Source organism: Exobacillus caeni (genome assembly GCF_005747095.1).
Taxonomy (GTDB): domain Bacteria; phylum Bacillota; class Bacilli; order Bacillales; family Guptibacillaceae; genus Exobacillus; species Exobacillus caeni.
In genome coordinates, this window is record NZ_SWLG01000031.1 from 1 (window position 1) to 15,438 (window position 15,438).

General features: G+C 39.5%; 16 protein-coding genes. 5 read left to right on the forward strand and 11 right to left on the reverse strand.

The features are described from left to right. Window positions 1-289: 289 nt before the first annotated feature. The 5 genes from FCL54_RS22505 to FCL54_RS24200 all read right to left on the reverse strand — a co-directional run bounded on the left by FCL54_RS22505 (window position 290) and on the right by FCL54_RS24200 (window position 3,493). On the reverse strand, window positions 290-982 hold the full coding sequence (locus FCL54_RS22505; RefSeq protein WP_138129544.1) for a hypothetical protein: 693 nt from the start codon (window positions 980-982) through the stop codon (window positions 290-292). Between the two features lie 138 nt (window positions 983-1,120). Further along, window positions 1,121-1,528 (reverse strand): VOC family protein, encoded by a 408-nt coding sequence (locus tag FCL54_RS22510; protein WP_138129545.1) that lies wholly within the window; start codon window positions 1,526-1,528, stop codon window positions 1,121-1,123. A 134-nt stretch (window positions 1,529-1,662) separates the two neighbouring features. After that, window positions 1,663-2,661 (reverse strand): LLM class flavin-dependent oxidoreductase, encoded by a 999-nt coding sequence (locus FCL54_RS22515; protein WP_138129546.1) that lies wholly within the window; start codon window positions 2,659-2,661, stop codon window positions 1,663-1,665. A 107-nt stretch (window positions 2,662-2,768) separates the two neighbouring features. Next, on the reverse strand, window positions 2,769-3,035 hold the full coding sequence (locus FCL54_RS22520) for a hypothetical protein (RefSeq protein ID WP_138129547.1): 267 nt from the start codon (window positions 3,033-3,035) through the stop codon (window positions 2,769-2,771). A gap of 65 nt (window positions 3,036-3,100) precedes the next feature. Continuing rightward, window positions 3,101-3,493, reverse strand: a complete 393-nt coding sequence (locus FCL54_RS24200; RefSeq protein WP_171016983.1) for a response regulator — start codon at window positions 3,491-3,493, stop codon at window positions 3,101-3,103. Window positions 3,494-3,747: 254 nt separating this feature from the next. Here FCL54_RS24200 and FCL54_RS22530 point away from each other — a divergent pair, with 254 nt between their 5' ends. After that, window positions 3,748-3,930 carry a hypothetical protein gene (locus FCL54_RS22530; RefSeq protein WP_138129549.1) on the forward strand — a complete coding sequence of 61 codons (183 nt, stop codon included), beginning with the start codon at window positions 3,748-3,750 and terminating at the stop codon, window positions 3,928-3,930. 65 nt (window positions 3,931-3,995) lie between these two features. Here the strand turns inward: FCL54_RS22530 and FCL54_RS22535 are convergent, their stop codons facing one another. Continuing rightward, window positions 3,996-4,646 (reverse strand): YkuS family protein, encoded by a 651-nt coding sequence (locus FCL54_RS22535; protein WP_210238541.1) that lies wholly within the window; start codon window positions 4,644-4,646, stop codon window positions 3,996-3,998. Window positions 4,647-4,843: 197 nt separating this feature from the next. Between FCL54_RS22535 and recQ the strand changes: the two genes are divergently transcribed. Both recQ and FCL54_RS22545 read left to right on the forward strand, forming a co-directional pair. Then, entirely contained in the window at window positions 4,844-6,991 is a 2,148-nt protein-coding gene (gene recQ / locus FCL54_RS22540; RefSeq protein ID WP_138129550.1) for a DNA helicase RecQ, read from the forward strand. Window positions 6,992-7,098: 107 nt separating this feature from the next. After that, complete coding sequence (locus FCL54_RS22545) at window positions 7,099-7,452, forward strand: hypothetical protein (RefSeq protein WP_138129551.1); 354 nt, start codon at window positions 7,099-7,101, stop codon at window positions 7,450-7,452. 172 nt (window positions 7,453-7,624) lie between these two features. On the opposite strand, the gene clpP is transcribed toward FCL54_RS22545, so the two are convergent. From clpP to FCL54_RS22560, 3 genes are all read right to left on the reverse strand, one after another. Then, a complete protein-coding gene (gene clpP, locus FCL54_RS22550) occupies window positions 7,625-8,206 on the reverse strand; it encodes an ATP-dependent Clp endopeptidase proteolytic subunit ClpP (RefSeq protein WP_138129552.1) in 582 nt (193 codons plus the stop codon). A 31-nt stretch (window positions 8,207-8,237) separates the two neighbouring features. Continuing rightward, the gene (locus FCL54_RS22555; protein ID WP_138129553.1) at window positions 8,238-8,927 is read right to left on the reverse strand and encodes a sigma factor-like helix-turn-helix DNA-binding protein; all 690 of its coding nucleotides are present in this window, start codon (window positions 8,925-8,927) and stop codon (window positions 8,238-8,240) included. An 88-nt stretch (window positions 8,928-9,015) separates the two neighbouring features. Continuing rightward, a complete protein-coding gene (locus FCL54_RS22560; protein ID WP_138129554.1) occupies window positions 9,016-10,083 on the reverse strand; it encodes an alpha/beta fold hydrolase in 1,068 nt (355 codons plus the stop codon). Between the two features lie 396 nt (window positions 10,084-10,479). Here FCL54_RS22560 and FCL54_RS22565 point away from each other — a divergent pair, with 396 nt between their 5' ends. Then, window positions 10,480-11,817, forward strand: coding sequence for an MFS transporter (locus tag FCL54_RS22565; RefSeq protein WP_138129555.1), 1,338 nt, complete (start codon window positions 10,480-10,482; stop codon window positions 11,815-11,817). A gap of 58 nt (window positions 11,818-11,875) precedes the next feature. Here FCL54_RS22565 and FCL54_RS22570 read toward each other — a convergent pair whose 3' ends face one another. Then, window positions 11,876-12,802, reverse strand: a complete 927-nt coding sequence (locus FCL54_RS22570) for a manganese-dependent inorganic pyrophosphatase (protein WP_138129556.1) — start codon at window positions 12,800-12,802, stop codon at window positions 11,876-11,878. A gap of 138 nt (window positions 12,803-12,940) precedes the next feature. Next, window positions 12,941-14,323 (reverse strand): bifunctional metallophosphatase/5'-nucleotidase, encoded by a 1,383-nt coding sequence (locus FCL54_RS22575; protein WP_138129557.1) that lies wholly within the window; start codon window positions 14,321-14,323, stop codon window positions 12,941-12,943. 172 nt (window positions 14,324-14,495) lie between these two features. Between FCL54_RS22575 and FCL54_RS22580 the strand changes: the two genes are divergently transcribed. Continuing rightward, window positions 14,496-15,431, forward strand: a complete 936-nt coding sequence (locus FCL54_RS22580) for a VanW family protein (RefSeq protein ID WP_138129558.1) — start codon at window positions 14,496-14,498, stop codon at window positions 15,429-15,431. Window positions 15,432-15,438: the final 7 nt, after the last annotated feature.

Consider the following 15,438-nt stretch of genomic DNA (forward strand, 5'->3'; position numbering starts at 1 on the left):
AGACTCCTCGAAAATGAACTGCACATTTTCTTCGTGCGATGTCTTGCTGCCGTAGCCTTCCTTATCCTGCGGGAACAGCACGAGTCCGAAGACCCCGCAGCGATAGTTTTTCCGCGAGGAGGCTGAGGCCGTGCCCGTGGAAAGCGAAGTATTCTGCCGAAGCGGTTTGCATCACTCCTACTAGCTATAAAGGAAGATAAATCTATTGAAAATTAACATTCTTTACTTGTTGATTCTGAATCATTCGTTTTTTAACTTGAACGTCTTATTTATGTCCCAGCTTCATCATTTATTCAAAGTCAAAATCACTCAGCGAATCCATATTTGAAGCGATCATTGAAATAATTGTGCCTGCTTCATCCTTACTGAAAATAAAGTTGGATTCATCTTCAATCAAGGAATCTTCCGTTGTTATCACTCGATTAAACCTTCTGAGGATTCCATCCCCGGTCTCTTGAACAACCCCGAATTGATAAGTCACGTTAACCTCGTCCTCATGTGAATAAGCTGTAACCTCTGGCGTTATCCATTCTACTTCAATTTCATTCTCGATGGCTTCTGAATAATCTTCTTCATAGTAGCCTTCTTCAAATTCATTATCCAGCTCGTATCCTTCGTCAATATATTCATCATCCATATAAAGTTCTTCGTTTTCTACATAAATATCTTCCTCGTTCATATAATCATGGAAGCTCTCATGTACCGCATCAATCAGATCGTCGATATCAGTAAGAATAGTTCTAGAAGTATGTTCTAGATCAAGATCATACGATTCCGTGTAAAATTCTTCATTATGCGGATCATAAAAAAGGGAACAGAAATACTCTCTTCCATCATCATCTGTTTCAACATAAAATTCGATCCTTGGATGTTTTGCACCTCTATCGATGGACATATGGCCAACTTGATCATACTTATCGCAAATCGATTCAAGATGGTCCTGAAGTTCTCCGCTCACTCTGTCAAACCATTCTAAAGACATTTGCATCCTTCCTTTCCGGTTTATCATTGTTATTATTTCTTACATTCGCTGTTTTGTTCCGTTCCATTATCATCCAAGTGGAAACCCGGCGAGTGGGAAATAACAATTACCGAAGAGAAGCATGCTTCTAATTAGTTTTTAGAACTTAGGCCCGTCTGTTCCTCCGAAAGCAAGACAATATCCGTCAGGGTCTTTCACAGCAAACTCCTTCCATGGGCCGTTATCTTCATCGATCCATGGTTCAATGACAATCGAAGCACCATTAGAAGTGAATTCTTCATACAGATCATCAAGGGCTTTCCAATCTTCAATATAACAATATACATCAATACTTCGTTTAACTCCTTTTGCAGGAGGATTGGGCCGTACGTCCTCTTGTGACATTGCCTGTAAAAGCTTTAAGGCTAATCCTGTAAATCCGTCCCTTATAACCCACCATTCTGTCACTTCACAGCCAAGGATTTCTCTATAATATTCTTGGGATTTTTCGAGGTCTGATACGAGTAAAACTTTTAATGAACTTCCTATTTGTTTTGTAGCAGGCATTGTAACCACCATTCCCTTCTTTTCTTTTTTTAAATGCCACTTTACATTTTCGCTATGAGAAGGGTAAATCCTATAGGAGGGTATAAAAAAACCGAACTCACTGGGAGTCCGGTACCATGATATATATATAGGGATTACTTTAAAAATGACTTTGCAATCAAATCATACGATGCTGCTCGATCCTCAAACCTGTGAGTAACTGTTGTAATCATTATTTCATCTGCCTGGCTATGTTCCTGGATCTTTTGAAGCTTCTCTTTAACTTCAGTTGGATTTCCAATGATTACTTTTTCTCTTCCCTTTTTAACCTTTTCCTGTTCCTCTTCGCTAAAGACATACTCTTTTGCTTCCTTTATCGAAGGAATGCCTTTTGCAGCCTCGCCTTTAGCTCGAAGGACGCTCCACAAGTCAGAGCTTAATGCAAGCTCTTCAGCTTCCTCCGTTGTCTTTGCGCAGATCACGGAAACCGTTATGATGGTTTCTGGATTTAAACGTTGCTTCCCTCCCATAAAAGCATCTTTATATTCTTTAATGATAGAAGCACCTTCTTTGTCGCTCATAAACTGTCCGAATGCATATGGTATGCCATATTCAGCAGCAAGTCTAGCGCTTTTTATGCTCGTTCCCAGCAGCCAGGGGACGGGCATCACATCAGGAACCGGAGCAGCAGAGACTTTTGAGAACTTATTGTCTTCAGGAAATGTTTGATATAAAAAGTTAAGCAAATCACTAAGAGATTCCGGCATTTTTCTTACCTGTTCCAAAAAGTTATCAGATAGAGCCATCGTAACTTCTGCCGATCCCCCCGGTGCTCTTCCAACGCCGAGGTCTATTCGCCCTGGAAATAAAGTGGCCAGCATGTTAAATGTTTCAGCTATCTTATATGGTTTGTAGTGTGGCAATAGTACAGCACCAGAACCTATGCGAATCCTATTAGTGTTTGCTCCGATATAGGCAAGCAGTATTTCAGGGGCAGAACTGGCGAGCCCTTCAAGATCATGGTGTTCAGTTACCCAGTAACGAGTGTAACCAAGGTTTTCACCGATACGGGCAAGCTCCATCGATTCTTGCAAGGCTTCTCTAGAAGTTTTGCCTGTTGAAATCGGGGATAAATCAAGAATGCTTAATTTCATAGAACGTCCCTTCCTCTTGTAGAGTGTTGTACTCATGTTAAAGGAAGGGACAACCTGACCACAAGTTTTTAAGCCCGATAAGTTTATTAATTTGAATCGTTAAATAACTACAAGTTGATTTCAAATGACTTGATCTCTTTTTTATAAAAGAAATGAACGGTTAGCATTACGGGCAACATCGGTATCAGTTTTGCCCAGGAGGTTGTTGCATCCAGGCTTAAATACCAGGAGATCGGAAGCAGTAAACATCCACTGATCAACATTGATACCCAGCTTTTTTTTGCAATAGCAAACAAAAATAATATTCCTGAAGAAATTAATAAAGGATAAAACAGATTTAGTTTTCCAATGAGCAAAACAAAGATCGTTCCCATAAAATGTCACCACCATGCAAAAAATGTCATGATTTTATTGTATATTATGCTAACAAAAATCTTTCTTAAACGATGCTTACTTTATCTTTCGTTTCCTTCATCGCAATTTCCCTTTTTACCATGCATGATAAATGATAAATATCAAATGGCTTTACAAAATATGCGGAAGCACCTAGCTCAAAAGCTTCTTCCATCATTTCGGGTTTTTCCGAATCTGCAATAACCATTACTTTCGTATCTGGTTTTACACTTTTTAACCTTTTAAGTAAACCGAAGCTTCTTGAAAAAGGCTTTGCTAAACTTAACACAATAAAATCTATCTCTTCTCTGAGTGTAAGAGAAATGGCTTCATAAGCATTTTCCGCATTGTAAGTCACAAATCCTTCTGCTTGTAATTGCTCTCCGATCAATGTTCGAATACCATGTTGTTCTTCTACAATAAGACCTCTGTTTTTCAACGTAATCCTCCACTCGTGTTGTGATAAAACGATTATTACAATTGATTTAATCAGTTGCAATATCTTCGACAAAACAAGCCAGAAAGCAATAATACTTTTACTTTTTAGTTGGCTTTTCACATTAAAACCGCTTGTTTTGTCTGCATATGTTATAAAATGTCGATGTTTGCTGATTGCCTGTAACCTTTGTCGTAATCTCGCTGTGCAGGCCAATTTTGTGATAAAATACGGAAAAGACATTAGGGGGAATCAGAATGAAAAAAGCAACCAGTTTTTTCTGTACGAGTTGCTTACAGGACTTTAAAGTAGGGGAAGTAGTATTTTGCTGTCTGGATACTAAAAAACATTTTTGCAGGCAATGTTTAAGTAAAGAGTCAATTGCTATAAAAGATATGGAAGCAAGAGTGTTTTTTTCTTTTAAGTCACAAGCGTTATAACAAATACTGGCTTTAGAAAAGTTGCATAAAAAAAGCACCCAGTAGCAGGTGCTTATTACTCTTGCTTATTTAGATGTGTTGCTCCCTTCTTTTTTCACCAGGGTGGCGCTTTCCCCGTTATTTTCCATCGCAACGGTTGTTTCACTTTGAATCGGTTCACTGCCCTCCTCCTGGTTTGAATCTTTCTTACTTTCAGCCTTGTTCTTCATTTCATTTACTTTATCCTTTATTTTGTTCGATTGTTCACTAATTTTATCTTTAGCTGTTGACGTTTTTTCTTTAACGGTATCGGAAATGCTGGAGGCTTTTTCTTTCGCTGTTTTTGTTTTGTCACTTACATCTTCCCGGAGTTCTTTCCCACTTTTCGGCGCTAGTAAAAATCCTGCTGCTGCACCCACTACGGTACCTGCCGCAACACCTGCCGCAATGCTCTTACCGGAAATTTTCTTTGAATCTCCTTGATCTAATCCTCTTATTTCTCCGATCCTTTCCAGACGTTCTTCCACTTCATTTATTATCTCACTCACCGTTCTTCCCCTGGCTGCTACTAAAGGTACGTTCATCTGGTAGTCTGTCATATCCTCCAGATCCCGGACTACACAACAGTCATAACTTGATGCGTCAGCCTTGTTATCAAGCATCTCTGCTTCATAGCCTTTGCTTTTTAAAAGTAGTTTTACATCTGTAAATGGTCTTTCCACTGCAATCTTCGCCATTACATTTCGCCTCCTGTAAATAATCTATAAAGTATTATTTCCCCCGTGGAGACCGGCTTAAACATGGGGTCTGACCCCATTGAAAATGTGGATAACTATAACTTCTTTTAGTTTCTTTAATTAATACATTGTTGAGGAATGCTGCGTTTAATTTTCTCTGGTAGAATGAAGGGAGCAATATGATGAGGATGGTTTTTATGTTAGATAAAGCAAAGCAAATACTGGAAGAGTATTTTGGATATACTTCTTTTCGCCCCGGCCAGGAAAAGGCCATTGAAAATGTGTTAGCGAATCACAACACGCTCGCGGTGATGCCTACTGGAGGCGGTAAATCACTGTGTTATCAAATTCCCGGACTTGTACTTGATGGGACAGCTGTTATTATTTCTCCTCTTATTTCATTGATGAAAGACCAGGTCGACTCGTTAAACAGTATTGGAATTAATGCAGCCTATATCAATAGTTCTTTGAGCAATTCGGAACAACGCGAGAGAATCGACAAGCTTGCAGCAGGACATTTTCAGTTTGTTTATGTGGCGCCAGAGCGGTTTGAATCAGCTGATTTTATCCATGCGCTTGAATTTACCCGCCTCTCTCTTATCGCTTTTGATGAGGCACATTGTATTTCTCAGTGGGGACATGATTTCCGGCCAAGCTATCGGTCCATCATTCCAAATCTTAAACAGCTCTCCAACTTGCCGGTCTTAATGGCATTAACAGCTACTGCCACGGATCACGTCATAGAGGATATTCAGTCTCTTCTTGGAATTCATTCGGAACATCAGGTAAACACAGGTTTTGCCAGAGAAAATTTAAATTTTAAAATCGCAAAAGGAATTGACAAAAAACAGTTTATACTCGACTTTGCGACATCCCGTTCTGAAGAGTCTGGCATAATCTACGCACCTACAAGAAAAGTTACTGATCAAGTTTATAAACTTTTAAAAGAAAAGGGTTACAAGACTGCACGGTATCATGCCGGAATGCCAGAAGCCGCTCGTAAGGATGCTCAGGCAGCATTTATAAATGATGAAACACCCGTAATGGTTGCGACGAATGCATTCGGAATGGGCATAGACAAATCGAACGTAAGATATGTGATCCATTATGCTCTCCCCATGAACATAGAATCTTATTATCAGGAAGCGGGACGTGCCGGTCGGGACGGCGAACCGAGCGATTGCATCCTTTTGTTTGCTGCGAAGGATGTTCAGCTTCAAAAGTACTTGATCGAAAAGTCTTTCATGAATGAAGAAAATAAGCGTCAGGAATATAAGAAGCTGCAGGATATGACTAGTTACAGCCATACCAATCGGTGTCTCCAGCGTTACATCCTCGATTACTTCGGCGATTCTAATGGCCCGGAAAAGTGCGGACATTGCAGTAATTGCCTTGATGAAGGCGAGAGAGCAGATATGACGAAAGAAACCCAGATGATTCTCTCCTGTGTAAAGAGGATGGATGAGCGGTTTGGTGCATCTCTTGTTGCCAAGGTGTTAAAAGGGTCACGGGATAAACGGGTTTTGGATTTTAAATTCGACAAACTTTCAACTTATGGCCTGTTGTCTCATTATACTGAAAAAGAAATTATGAATCTTATCAACTACCTTGTTGCAGATGGGTACCTTTACGCTCGGGATGCCAAATTTCCAACATTGCAGCTTACCGAGTTATCTTCTGATGTCTTAAAAGGAACGACAAAAGTTTATGTTCAAGCACAACCGAAAGATTCACCAAAAGAAACAGACTATCATCAAGAGTTATTTGAAGCGCTTCGTACACTCAGAAAATCCATTGCAGAAGATATGAGCCTCCCCCCGTATGTTGTCTTCTCTGATGCAAGTTTAAAGGACATGGCCCGGTACATTCCTGAGACGAAACAAAGTATGCTCGAAATAAAAGGGGTCGGGGAGAAAAAATATGAGCAATATGGTGAAACATTTTTAAAAGAAATTGCGTCTTTTCTAGAAACAAATGGCTCTATCAAGCCTGCGAAAGTCGAGCAACAACCATCAGGATCTAAAATTTCAAAAAAAGATCCAAAAGATGATAGTCCGAGTTATCTAGTTTCTTATGAGGCTTATCAGAACGGAAAACAAATTAAGGAAATTGCATTGGAAAGGGAACTCTCTTCCCAGACGATTGAAGGTCACTTGTTTAAAGCTTACCAGGAAGGGCACCCCCTTGATTGGAACCAATTTTTCACTCCTGAGATCGAAGAGATGGTGTTAGCGGAATATGAACAGCTGGATGAAAAAAAGCTCAGGCCAATAAAGGAACGCTTGTCCGATGACATTGGTTATACAATGATTAAGGCTGTATTAATTAAAAATAAAAAAATGTGAAATCAGAAGGTCCCTCAGCCAGTGTTTAGGCGGGGGATTTTTTAGGTAAATAACAATAAAGGATGAAAAAAATTTAAAGAAATATGGAGAATTTTTGGAGGGATTGCATGTACGTAAAAGAGTTAAATGGACAAAAACTTCAGATCAAGCTGCGTAACTTTCCGGAACATTTGACCGGTAAGGTAACAGGAATTTATAAGCCTGATGATTGGCTGCTCGCCAAAATTATCCAATCAGACAGTTCCGGAATCTGGGTTGAAAATCCACACTATCGCAAAAAAACCGTGCGAAAAGAAGATGGGACTCCTATTCCTTCTGAAGAGCAACAAGAAGAAAAAACGATCTCCCATATGTTGATAAGATGGGAGTACATTGATTCAATTATCAGCTGCCCAAACGAAACAACAATGAGCGCTGAAAAACATACGACAATGATCGGCTTTAGGCCAGATGAAGATTAATGATCGAGAGAATAACGGCGTGGGTTCTACCATTCGAATTTGTGAACGATGTCAAACAAGTTTTCGCGGTACTTTACACACAGAAGAGAACGGAGAGCTCTCTGTTTAATCATCCTATATTAAGAGTTGTTAACTGGCATAGAAAAAGAGGAGAAAAATTCTCCTCTTTTTTCTATTTGGCATATACGATTTCATCGATGATCCCATATTCCTTTGCTTCCTCAGCGCTCATGAAATAATCTCGGTCCGTATCTTTTGTTACTTTTTCTAATGACTGTCCTGTTTTTTCCGAGATAATGTTATTGATGTGCTCTCTCAGCTTTAAGATTCTATGTGCTGATATCTCGATATCAGTTGCCTGCCCTCTCGCACCGCCAAGCGGCTGATGGATCATGATCTCACTGTTAGGAAGTGAATAACGCTTCCCTTTTGCTCCTGCTAGAAGAAGCATCGCACCAAACGAAGCTGCCATCCCTGTACAAATTGTACTCACATCCGGTTTGATGTATTGCATCGTATCAAAGATTGCAAAGCCAGCTGATGTGGATCCCCCGGGACTGTTGATATATAACGAGATGTCTTTATCTGGATCATCTGCTGCCAGGAATAACAATTGTGCAACCACACTGTTAGCAATGTGATCGTTAATCTCATCTCCGATCATGATAATTCGGTCTTTCAAAAGTCTTGAATAAATATCGTAGGAACGCTCGCCATTGTTTGATTGTTCAATAACATATGGAATCGTTGTCATATTGTTTCCTCCTAAAATATCGTTTATTGGCCTAAGCAGCCATATAAAGAGTGCTTCCAGGAGAATGTTTAGAATGAACGTTGAGCTTAGGAACAAGTTTGTTACTTTTTACTGAAAGGAACACTGGTAAGCTGTCAATCAAAATAGCAGGATTTTGGGCTTTTAACGTTTGATAAAGTATTTCACTAAGCTTTACTTGTTCTGCCGTTTCCGAGACCAATCCAGATTCACCGCCTTTTTCCAACCGTTTTTTAGCTCGATGAAGAATGGATTTGACAGCAGTTTCATTTGTCGTAAGTATTTCTGCTATTTCTTTTGTTTGAAATTGAAATCCTTCTTTTAAAGTTAAAGTGATAGCCTGTTTTGCTGTTAACCTTTTGCTTAACAAATCACTGACTTCCAGGGCGGATTCAAACTCTGAACCGGTCTCTTCAAAATGCATTTCTGGAACTTCACCGATTACCTCCCTTGATCGTTTCCTGATAATATCGATCCATCCATGGTAGGCAATTTTTTTAATTAAAGCAGGTGTGATTTCGCCGTCGGAACGATAATTTTTTAACGCTTTTAAAACCGCTTCCTGTGCAAGGTCCTCTCCATCCCATTTATCCTGGCATAGAAATCTGCAATATTTTTGAAGTGTTGACATAAAGGTTGTGTCGTACTCTATAATTGTTGAAGAATCCACATTATCCCTCTGTTCACTAAGCTTTGAGTTCAATCTATTCACTCCTTTGGCGCCTTTCTACTCCTTAAACGATTTTGGAGGTGAAAAAGATACGGGGAATCAAAAATTTATTTTTGCTGATCTAAACGGGCGTTTTTTCAGCATCTGGGATTGCCTGGTCTTTAAATATTTCCGCTTTCTGAATAATCAGTTGTTCGATAATTCGGGCATCATCCGGATGAAAAAGATGGGATGATTTTTCGACCCAGTGTAACTGCATTCCATTAGGTGCTTCTACTTTATTAAGATATTCCTCGACTAACTTTCCGTTGACATGTACGTCCTTTTTACCGTGTATAAAATAGACGGGAATCTCTAATTTGGCATCTTCTTTAAAAAAGTTTATTCCCGATAGATCCTCGATCATTCTCTGGGTATAGGAGAGTTTAAAACCACGGTACAATGAGTTTACAATATCCCCCAGGGAATAATCCGGAGATCGCAGCATGATCTTTGCCATTCCGGCCATACCGGGGTGTTTGACAGTAGTATCGGTATAGATCATTGAGTTAAATCGTAAAAGCCATCTTCTTAACGTTCCCCATTGCTCAAAGCTCTCCAAATATGGCGGTTCACCAACGCCCTCCAATTCTTGAATGGCCTTCTTATTATTCCTTCTATAGGCTTCTTTCAACGCCCATTCCCTGCAAAGTCGGTCATTTTCTGCCCAATTAATGATTTGTGAGACTCCTATGTATGCATAAAGCTTTTCCGGTTTTTCATATGCCAGGTGCAGCCCGAGTACTGTTCCCCAGGAATGAGCAGCCAGAACGATTTTTTCCTGTTGAAATGTATTTCGAAGGTAATCGATAAGTTCATTTGTGTCTTCGATAAACTGGCGGACATGAAAGGATGACGCCGGTGTGTCGGAACGATAAGATTTTCCTGTTCCTCTTTGATCCCAGAAAACTACTGTAAAGTGTTTGACAAGCTCTTTCGTCGTCAATACCCCAGTATATTCCTGCGAACGGCAGCATACACCAGGTAAAGGCATGCTGGGGCCTCCGTGGAGAAACAATAATACTGGATTATGTCGATTCGCAGTTTGGATTAAAATCGTTTGAGGTATTCCTCCAATTATTATTGTTTTTGTTTCGCTGATCCCTTCTTCTCCGACTGAAAATTCGCGCTTAAAGGACAGAATTTTCATTAATGATCACTCCTCTCTTTTATAAAGTTAACGTATGGGATAATGTTGTTTTTCTATATTTCTTAAAAAAGGACAACGAAGGGAAATCTCTTTGCTTTTCTTTATCAGGTTTAATTATACTGCAATGTGTGGAAAAATCCCTTGTTTTTGTTATATGTCGCTTTGATAGCACTGTTATTATGATTGAAAATTGAAGGTTTTTTCAGCAAGTCGGACTGTTTACTACACGATAAATGGAATTTGCCCGACACTTTTTGTGGTTTATTAACCGCTTTTAAGGCTTTATTAGCCATACCAGTCATAGCCTTTATAGGGCAAAGTGATGTAACATCATACATAGCTGTGGTATAGTTTTTTAGAATTCGTTCTTAAATGGAAAAATGTTGGAGGCATTTTATGAAATTTTCATCTTCAGAACAGGCCGGGGGCAACTATTTTAAGACGATTATCATCTTAAGCATAGCTGTCTGGCTTGTTGTTATGAATACTACGATGTTTAATGTAGCATTGCCGAGTGTACTTAGTGAGTTTTCCCTATCGCCATCTCAAGGTGCATGGATCGTTTCAGGATATTCGATTGTCCTCGCAATTTTTACGATTACGTATACTCGTCTTGCCGACTATTTTCCGATCCGTCGGTTACTCTCTTTAGGTATCTTGATCTTTGGACTTTCATCGATCCTGGGATTTTTCGCGGAAAATTTCGTGTTGCTTTTGATCGCGAGACTCTGTCAGGCTGTCGGTGCAGCAGCTATTCCAGGCCTCTCGATGGTTTTTGCCGGAAGATTTATTCCGATGGAACGAAGGGGGCGCGCAATGGCGATGGTCGCATCTGCTTCAGCTCTCGGATTTGGATTGGGGCCAGTTGTGGGAGGAGCGATAACCGATCGACTTGAATGGAACTACTTGTTTATCGTGACGGTCTTTGTGGTTCTTGTTATTCCTATGTTGTTTAAAATGATGCCTGATGAACAAGTTAGAAGAGGTGCTTTTGATATTATCGGAGGTATTTTAACAGGACTCGGTGTAACATCCTTTTTGCTATTTACTTCTACCTTCAACTGGTATTACTTAATTGCAGGTGGATTGTTCATTTTTCTTCTCTGGCAGCGTATCAACCGGACTGACCTGCCTTTTATCCAACCTGAACTTATAAAAAATGGGAACTATCGGAAAATCCTATATGTAACTTATATTGTTTTTTGCATGCATTTTGCTCTTCTTTTCTTAATGCCGTTGATGCTGCAGCATGTTTATGGAAAGAATCCTGCTGTTGTCGGCTTGATCATATTTCCGGGGGCCATGCTCTCTGCTGTGGCTGCCGTCTTTGTTGGGCGGCTGATCGACACATACGGGAATTTAAAAGTGATGATTCTGGCTCACCTACTGCTGATAACCGCTGCGCTTATTTTTTACTTTTTGGCCCCTGTTAATGAATATATGATTATGTTGGGCTATATGTTTGTCAGCTTTGGGTTCTCAAGCCTCTCCTCAAGCTCTACCAATGAGGTTTCCCGCTTTCTGCCCCGGAATCTTGTAAGTGCAGGGATCGGGATGAAGCAGCAGATGCATTATATCGGAAGTGCTTCTGGATCCGTTCTGGCAGGTATTCTTCTTGAGATCGGCGATGCCTCTTTTACTGTTTCTTCATTTAAGCTTGCTTTTCTCATCTTGCTTTTATTAATGGTGATCTCGAGTTCTATTCTTTACCGATATTCAAAAAAGATCGTTTAAATAAAAAAAGACGTGGCCCAAAATAAAATGGATTCACGTCTTTTTCTTATTACACAATTTAAGATAAAACATCTGTTACTGGAGGTACGATTTGTTTTTTACGAGATACAATGCCTTCAAGAACCGCTTTATTGTCTGTTAATGTAACGTCGAATGCTTTTTCTACCGCTGCCTGTTCATTCCCCAGAGCAAGCACTACTGAGTCGTTGTTTAAAATATCTGTCACAACAAACAGGAATAAGTCTAAGTCTTTTTCCACAATTGTATCTGAAATGAAAGCTTCTAATTCTGCCTGGCGTGCAAGAACTTCCTCCGTATCAACGGTGTTTACCTGCGCCACCTCTACTTTAGAACTTCCCATTGTAAACTCTTTTGCGTCGAGGGAAATTAGCTGTGCAACTGTTTTATCACTGATGTCAGCACCTGCTTTAAGCATTTCAAGTCCATATTCTTCGGCATCAACACCTGCGATCTCCGCTAGTTCTTTAGCAGCAGCAACATCTTCTTCAGTGCAGGTTGGTGATTTGAACAACAAGGAATCAGAAATGATTGCTGATAGCATCAAGCCTGCTGTTTCTTTTTGTATCTCTATCCCATTTTCTTTATAAAGTTTGTTTAAGATCGTAGCAGTACAGCCTACTGGCTCAGCTCGATAATATAAAGGGTCGCTTGTTTCGAAATTAGAAATGCGATGGTGATCGATAACTTCTAATACCCGAACTTTCTCGATGTCAGTTGCACTCTGTTGGCGTTCGTTGTGGTCAACAAGTATAACAGTTTCTACCTCGCTTGCAACTTCTTCTACTAAGCGCGGCGCTTTCACATTGAACTGATCTAACGCATATTGGGTTTCGCCGTTTACTTCCCCTAACCGTACAGGTTCAACGTTCCAACCTAATTTCTTTTTCAGTTCAGCATACGCGACCGCACTACAAATCGTATCAGTGTCTGGATTCTTATGTCCGAAGATAAAAGTTTTTTCCAATTTCAATGCTCCTTATCCGTTAGTGATTTATAGAAATTCTCTCAAAGACCATTTTACCATTTAATAAAAATGAGTAAATATTTTTGGTCAAATCTTTTCCTGGCAAAATGTATTGGAGCGGTCAGGCTTTAAATACTGTCAAACTTTTACCGATTCCACCCAACGGTTAACAAATGCTCTTTCTAAGAACGATTGCTGGTTTGCGTATTGTCTGATAACATCCTTGATTTCTTCTGGTCTGTATTTGATATTCTGGTTGTTTGCAAGCGACGGATAGCCGGTACCCCGTTGCAAATAATCCGACGTAGAGACGGAGTACCACCTCTCGTCATCGAGTGCTTGTCCGCCGATTAGAATTTCTTTCACTCTTCTGCCATCATGGATGATATCTACGCCTGATACATGCAGCCTTCCCACATATTTTCCTCTGAATCCAGGTCCTTTGCCATCTTCAAGGCACACCTGGGCATCAAGCGATCTTTCAATCGCCGTTTTTAAATGTTTTCCTTGTATCTCCATGTATGTTGGATTAAGAGGCGAAGGACAAATTTCAATCAGCTTTTTATCTGAGAGAAAATTAACTATTCCCCCATTGGTTATTCCGCTATTTATTATTCCGATATCACACGGAAACATATCTTTTAATCCGTCCGCAATAAGATTACTGAGTGGATTCTCTTCCATTACATCATGCCAGAGAGGTCGTTCAATCTGATAAAGCGGTTTGCTAAGGTTTTCAATCGCTTTTTCCTTGTTTTTCTGTAAGATTTCCATAATCTCATAGTCAGGCTTTGCTTCGGCTGTAGAGTGTGTAGAAGACTTAATTAATTCAACTGATCCATCTTTTAACTCTACCTCAATAATTCCAATATGCTGTCCGTACATTCCAGCGCTGTTTATAATCGTTCCATTTATAACTTTTGCTTCGGTATATAACTTATGATCATGGGAACTGATAATAACATCGATTTTATCCGTTTCTTCTGCAAATGGTTCATCGGCAAAGGTACCGACATGGTTTAAAACTATGCAAATATCATACTCTCCTTCATGTGAAGCTATTTCCTCAAGAATTGCTGTTTTATAATCATGGATGCTGTATCCCATCAAATCATTGAACTCGCCGAGGTCAGGAGAGGCTCCAGTGATAAGTATTCGGATTCCGCTTTTTATTAATATAATGCTTTTATTGACTCCATGAATATTTCTTTGGTCGCTCGTTAATATGTTATTGCTAATAAAAGGAACTCTGGAGTTAGTAGCCATATGTTCAAGTGTATCGATCCCATTAAACGTTTCATTATTTCCAATCGTTAACACATCATAACCTGCAGTTTCCAGCAGTTCAACAGCTGCAATTCCTTTTGTTCCCTGTAATTCAATACTTTTAAAATCAGCAAAGTCACCCGCATCCATCACAATAGTGTTTTCATCTTTGTGCTCTTTGATTAATGTTACTGCTTTCGAAAAGTTATCGAAATTGCTATGTATGTCATTTGAATGAATAAGTTTAAGCCTCATATTTTCCTCCTTAAAGCCTCTGTTCATTTGGGTATCCAATAACCATTCGGCAATTCAGTCGGTTATCCTGCATCTATTCAAAAAAAGCTAAGGAAAAGAGAGTAGTATAGAGAAAATAATCTACATGAAACTTATATCTTCTACTCATACTAAATTTGGGAGGTATACAGAAATGAAATTTGCACTTTTATCTATTTGCTTATTTTTAGTACAACCTTTTGTCCAATCCGAAGATCTAACGATAACACATGAAGGTGCTGAAATTCTTAAAATTCACCGTAACGATTTCATGAACGATTTAGTAGGGAAACCGGTTATAGACCATACAAAAATAAACAGCCTTCTTCAACGATTGAAAAAAGAAGTAAACCAGGAGCCGGTTAACGCTAAAATAGGCAAGTCAGAAGAGATTTTACCGGAGCAGATAGGCTATAAAGTTGATGTAAGAAAGTTTACCGAACAATTGTATATTTACTTATTTGGAAGCGGGCCAGCTTTTCTTGAAGCACCACGTCTTCCGATTCATCCGAAAGTAGACAGTGAATTACTCGCAAATATTCGTACTCAACAGATAGGGCATTATGTTACGTACTTTAATTCAAACAACAAAGAACGAACCCATAATATTCGCCTTGCTGCTGAATCGATCGACAGTCATGTTGTTTTTCCGAACGAGACGTTTTCATTTAATAAAGTGGTTGGCAAAAGAACAAAAGAAAAAGGTTATCTTCCAGCCCCGGTTATTGTAAGGGGTGAAGTTACTGAAGGCATTGGAGGGGGTATATGCCAGGTTTCTTCTACACTGTTCAATTCAGTAGATAATGCAGGAGCAAAAATTTTACAAAGGTATTCTCACAGCAAAAGGGTTCCCTATGTTCCCGAGGGAAGAGATGCTACTGTCAGCTGGTATGGACCTGACTTTTCGTTTAAAAATACATACAATCAGCCTCTTTTAATTCGGTCAAGGGTCTATGGTGGTCAGGTTAGCATTTCGATCTACTCTTCTGATGTTGTAAATTTTGAATCAAGGAAGATTCCTGGTGCTTCTAAAAAGCTTCCTGAAGAAATCGAATTAGGCCAAAATGTTGATTCTTATGATGTTGAGTAACATACAA

Coding starts and splice junctions, on each gene's coding strand:
- FCL54_RS22520 (WP_138129547.1), bottom strand. CDS start 3,035: ATGGGAACGATCTTTGTTTTGCTCATTGGAAAACTAAATCTGTTTTAT.
- FCL54_RS22580 (WP_138129558.1), top strand. CDS start 14,496: ATGAAATTTGCACTTTTATCTATTTGCTTATTTTTAGTACAACCTTTT.
- FCL54_RS22535 (WP_210238541.1), bottom strand. CDS start 4,646: ATGGCGAAGATTGCAGTGGAAAGACCATTTACAGATGTAAAACTACTT.
- FCL54_RS22515 (WP_138129546.1), bottom strand. CDS start 2,661: ATGAAATTAAGCATTCTTGATTTATCCCCGATTTCAACAGGCAAAACT.
- FCL54_RS22545 (WP_138129551.1), top strand. CDS start 7,099: ATGTACGTAAAAGAGTTAAATGGACAAAAACTTCAGATCAAGCTGCGT.
- clpP (WP_138129552.1), bottom strand. CDS start 8,206: ATGACAACGATTCCATATGTTATTGAACAATCAAACAATGGCGAGCGT.
- FCL54_RS22565 (WP_138129555.1), top strand. CDS start 10,480: ATGAAATTTTCATCTTCAGAACAGGCCGGGGGCAACTATTTTAAGACG.
- FCL54_RS22510 (WP_138129545.1), bottom strand. CDS start 1,528: ATGCCTGCTACAAAACAAATAGGAAGTTCATTAAAAGTTTTACTCGTA.
- recQ (WP_138129550.1), top strand. CDS start 4,844: ATGTTAGATAAAGCAAAGCAAATACTGGAAGAGTATTTTGGATATACT.
- FCL54_RS22575 (WP_138129557.1), bottom strand. CDS start 14,323: ATGAGGCTTAAACTTATTCATTCAAATGACATACATAGCAATTTCGAT.
- FCL54_RS22505 (WP_138129544.1), bottom strand. CDS start 982: ATGTCTTTAGAATGGTTTGACAGAGTGAGCGGAGAACTTCAGGACCAT.
- FCL54_RS22560 (WP_138129554.1), bottom strand. CDS start 10,083: ATGAAAATTCTGTCCTTTAAGCGCGAATTTTCAGTCGGAGAAGAAGGG.
- FCL54_RS22530 (WP_138129549.1), top strand. CDS start 3,748: ATGAAAAAAGCAACCAGTTTTTTCTGTACGAGTTGCTTACAGGACTTT.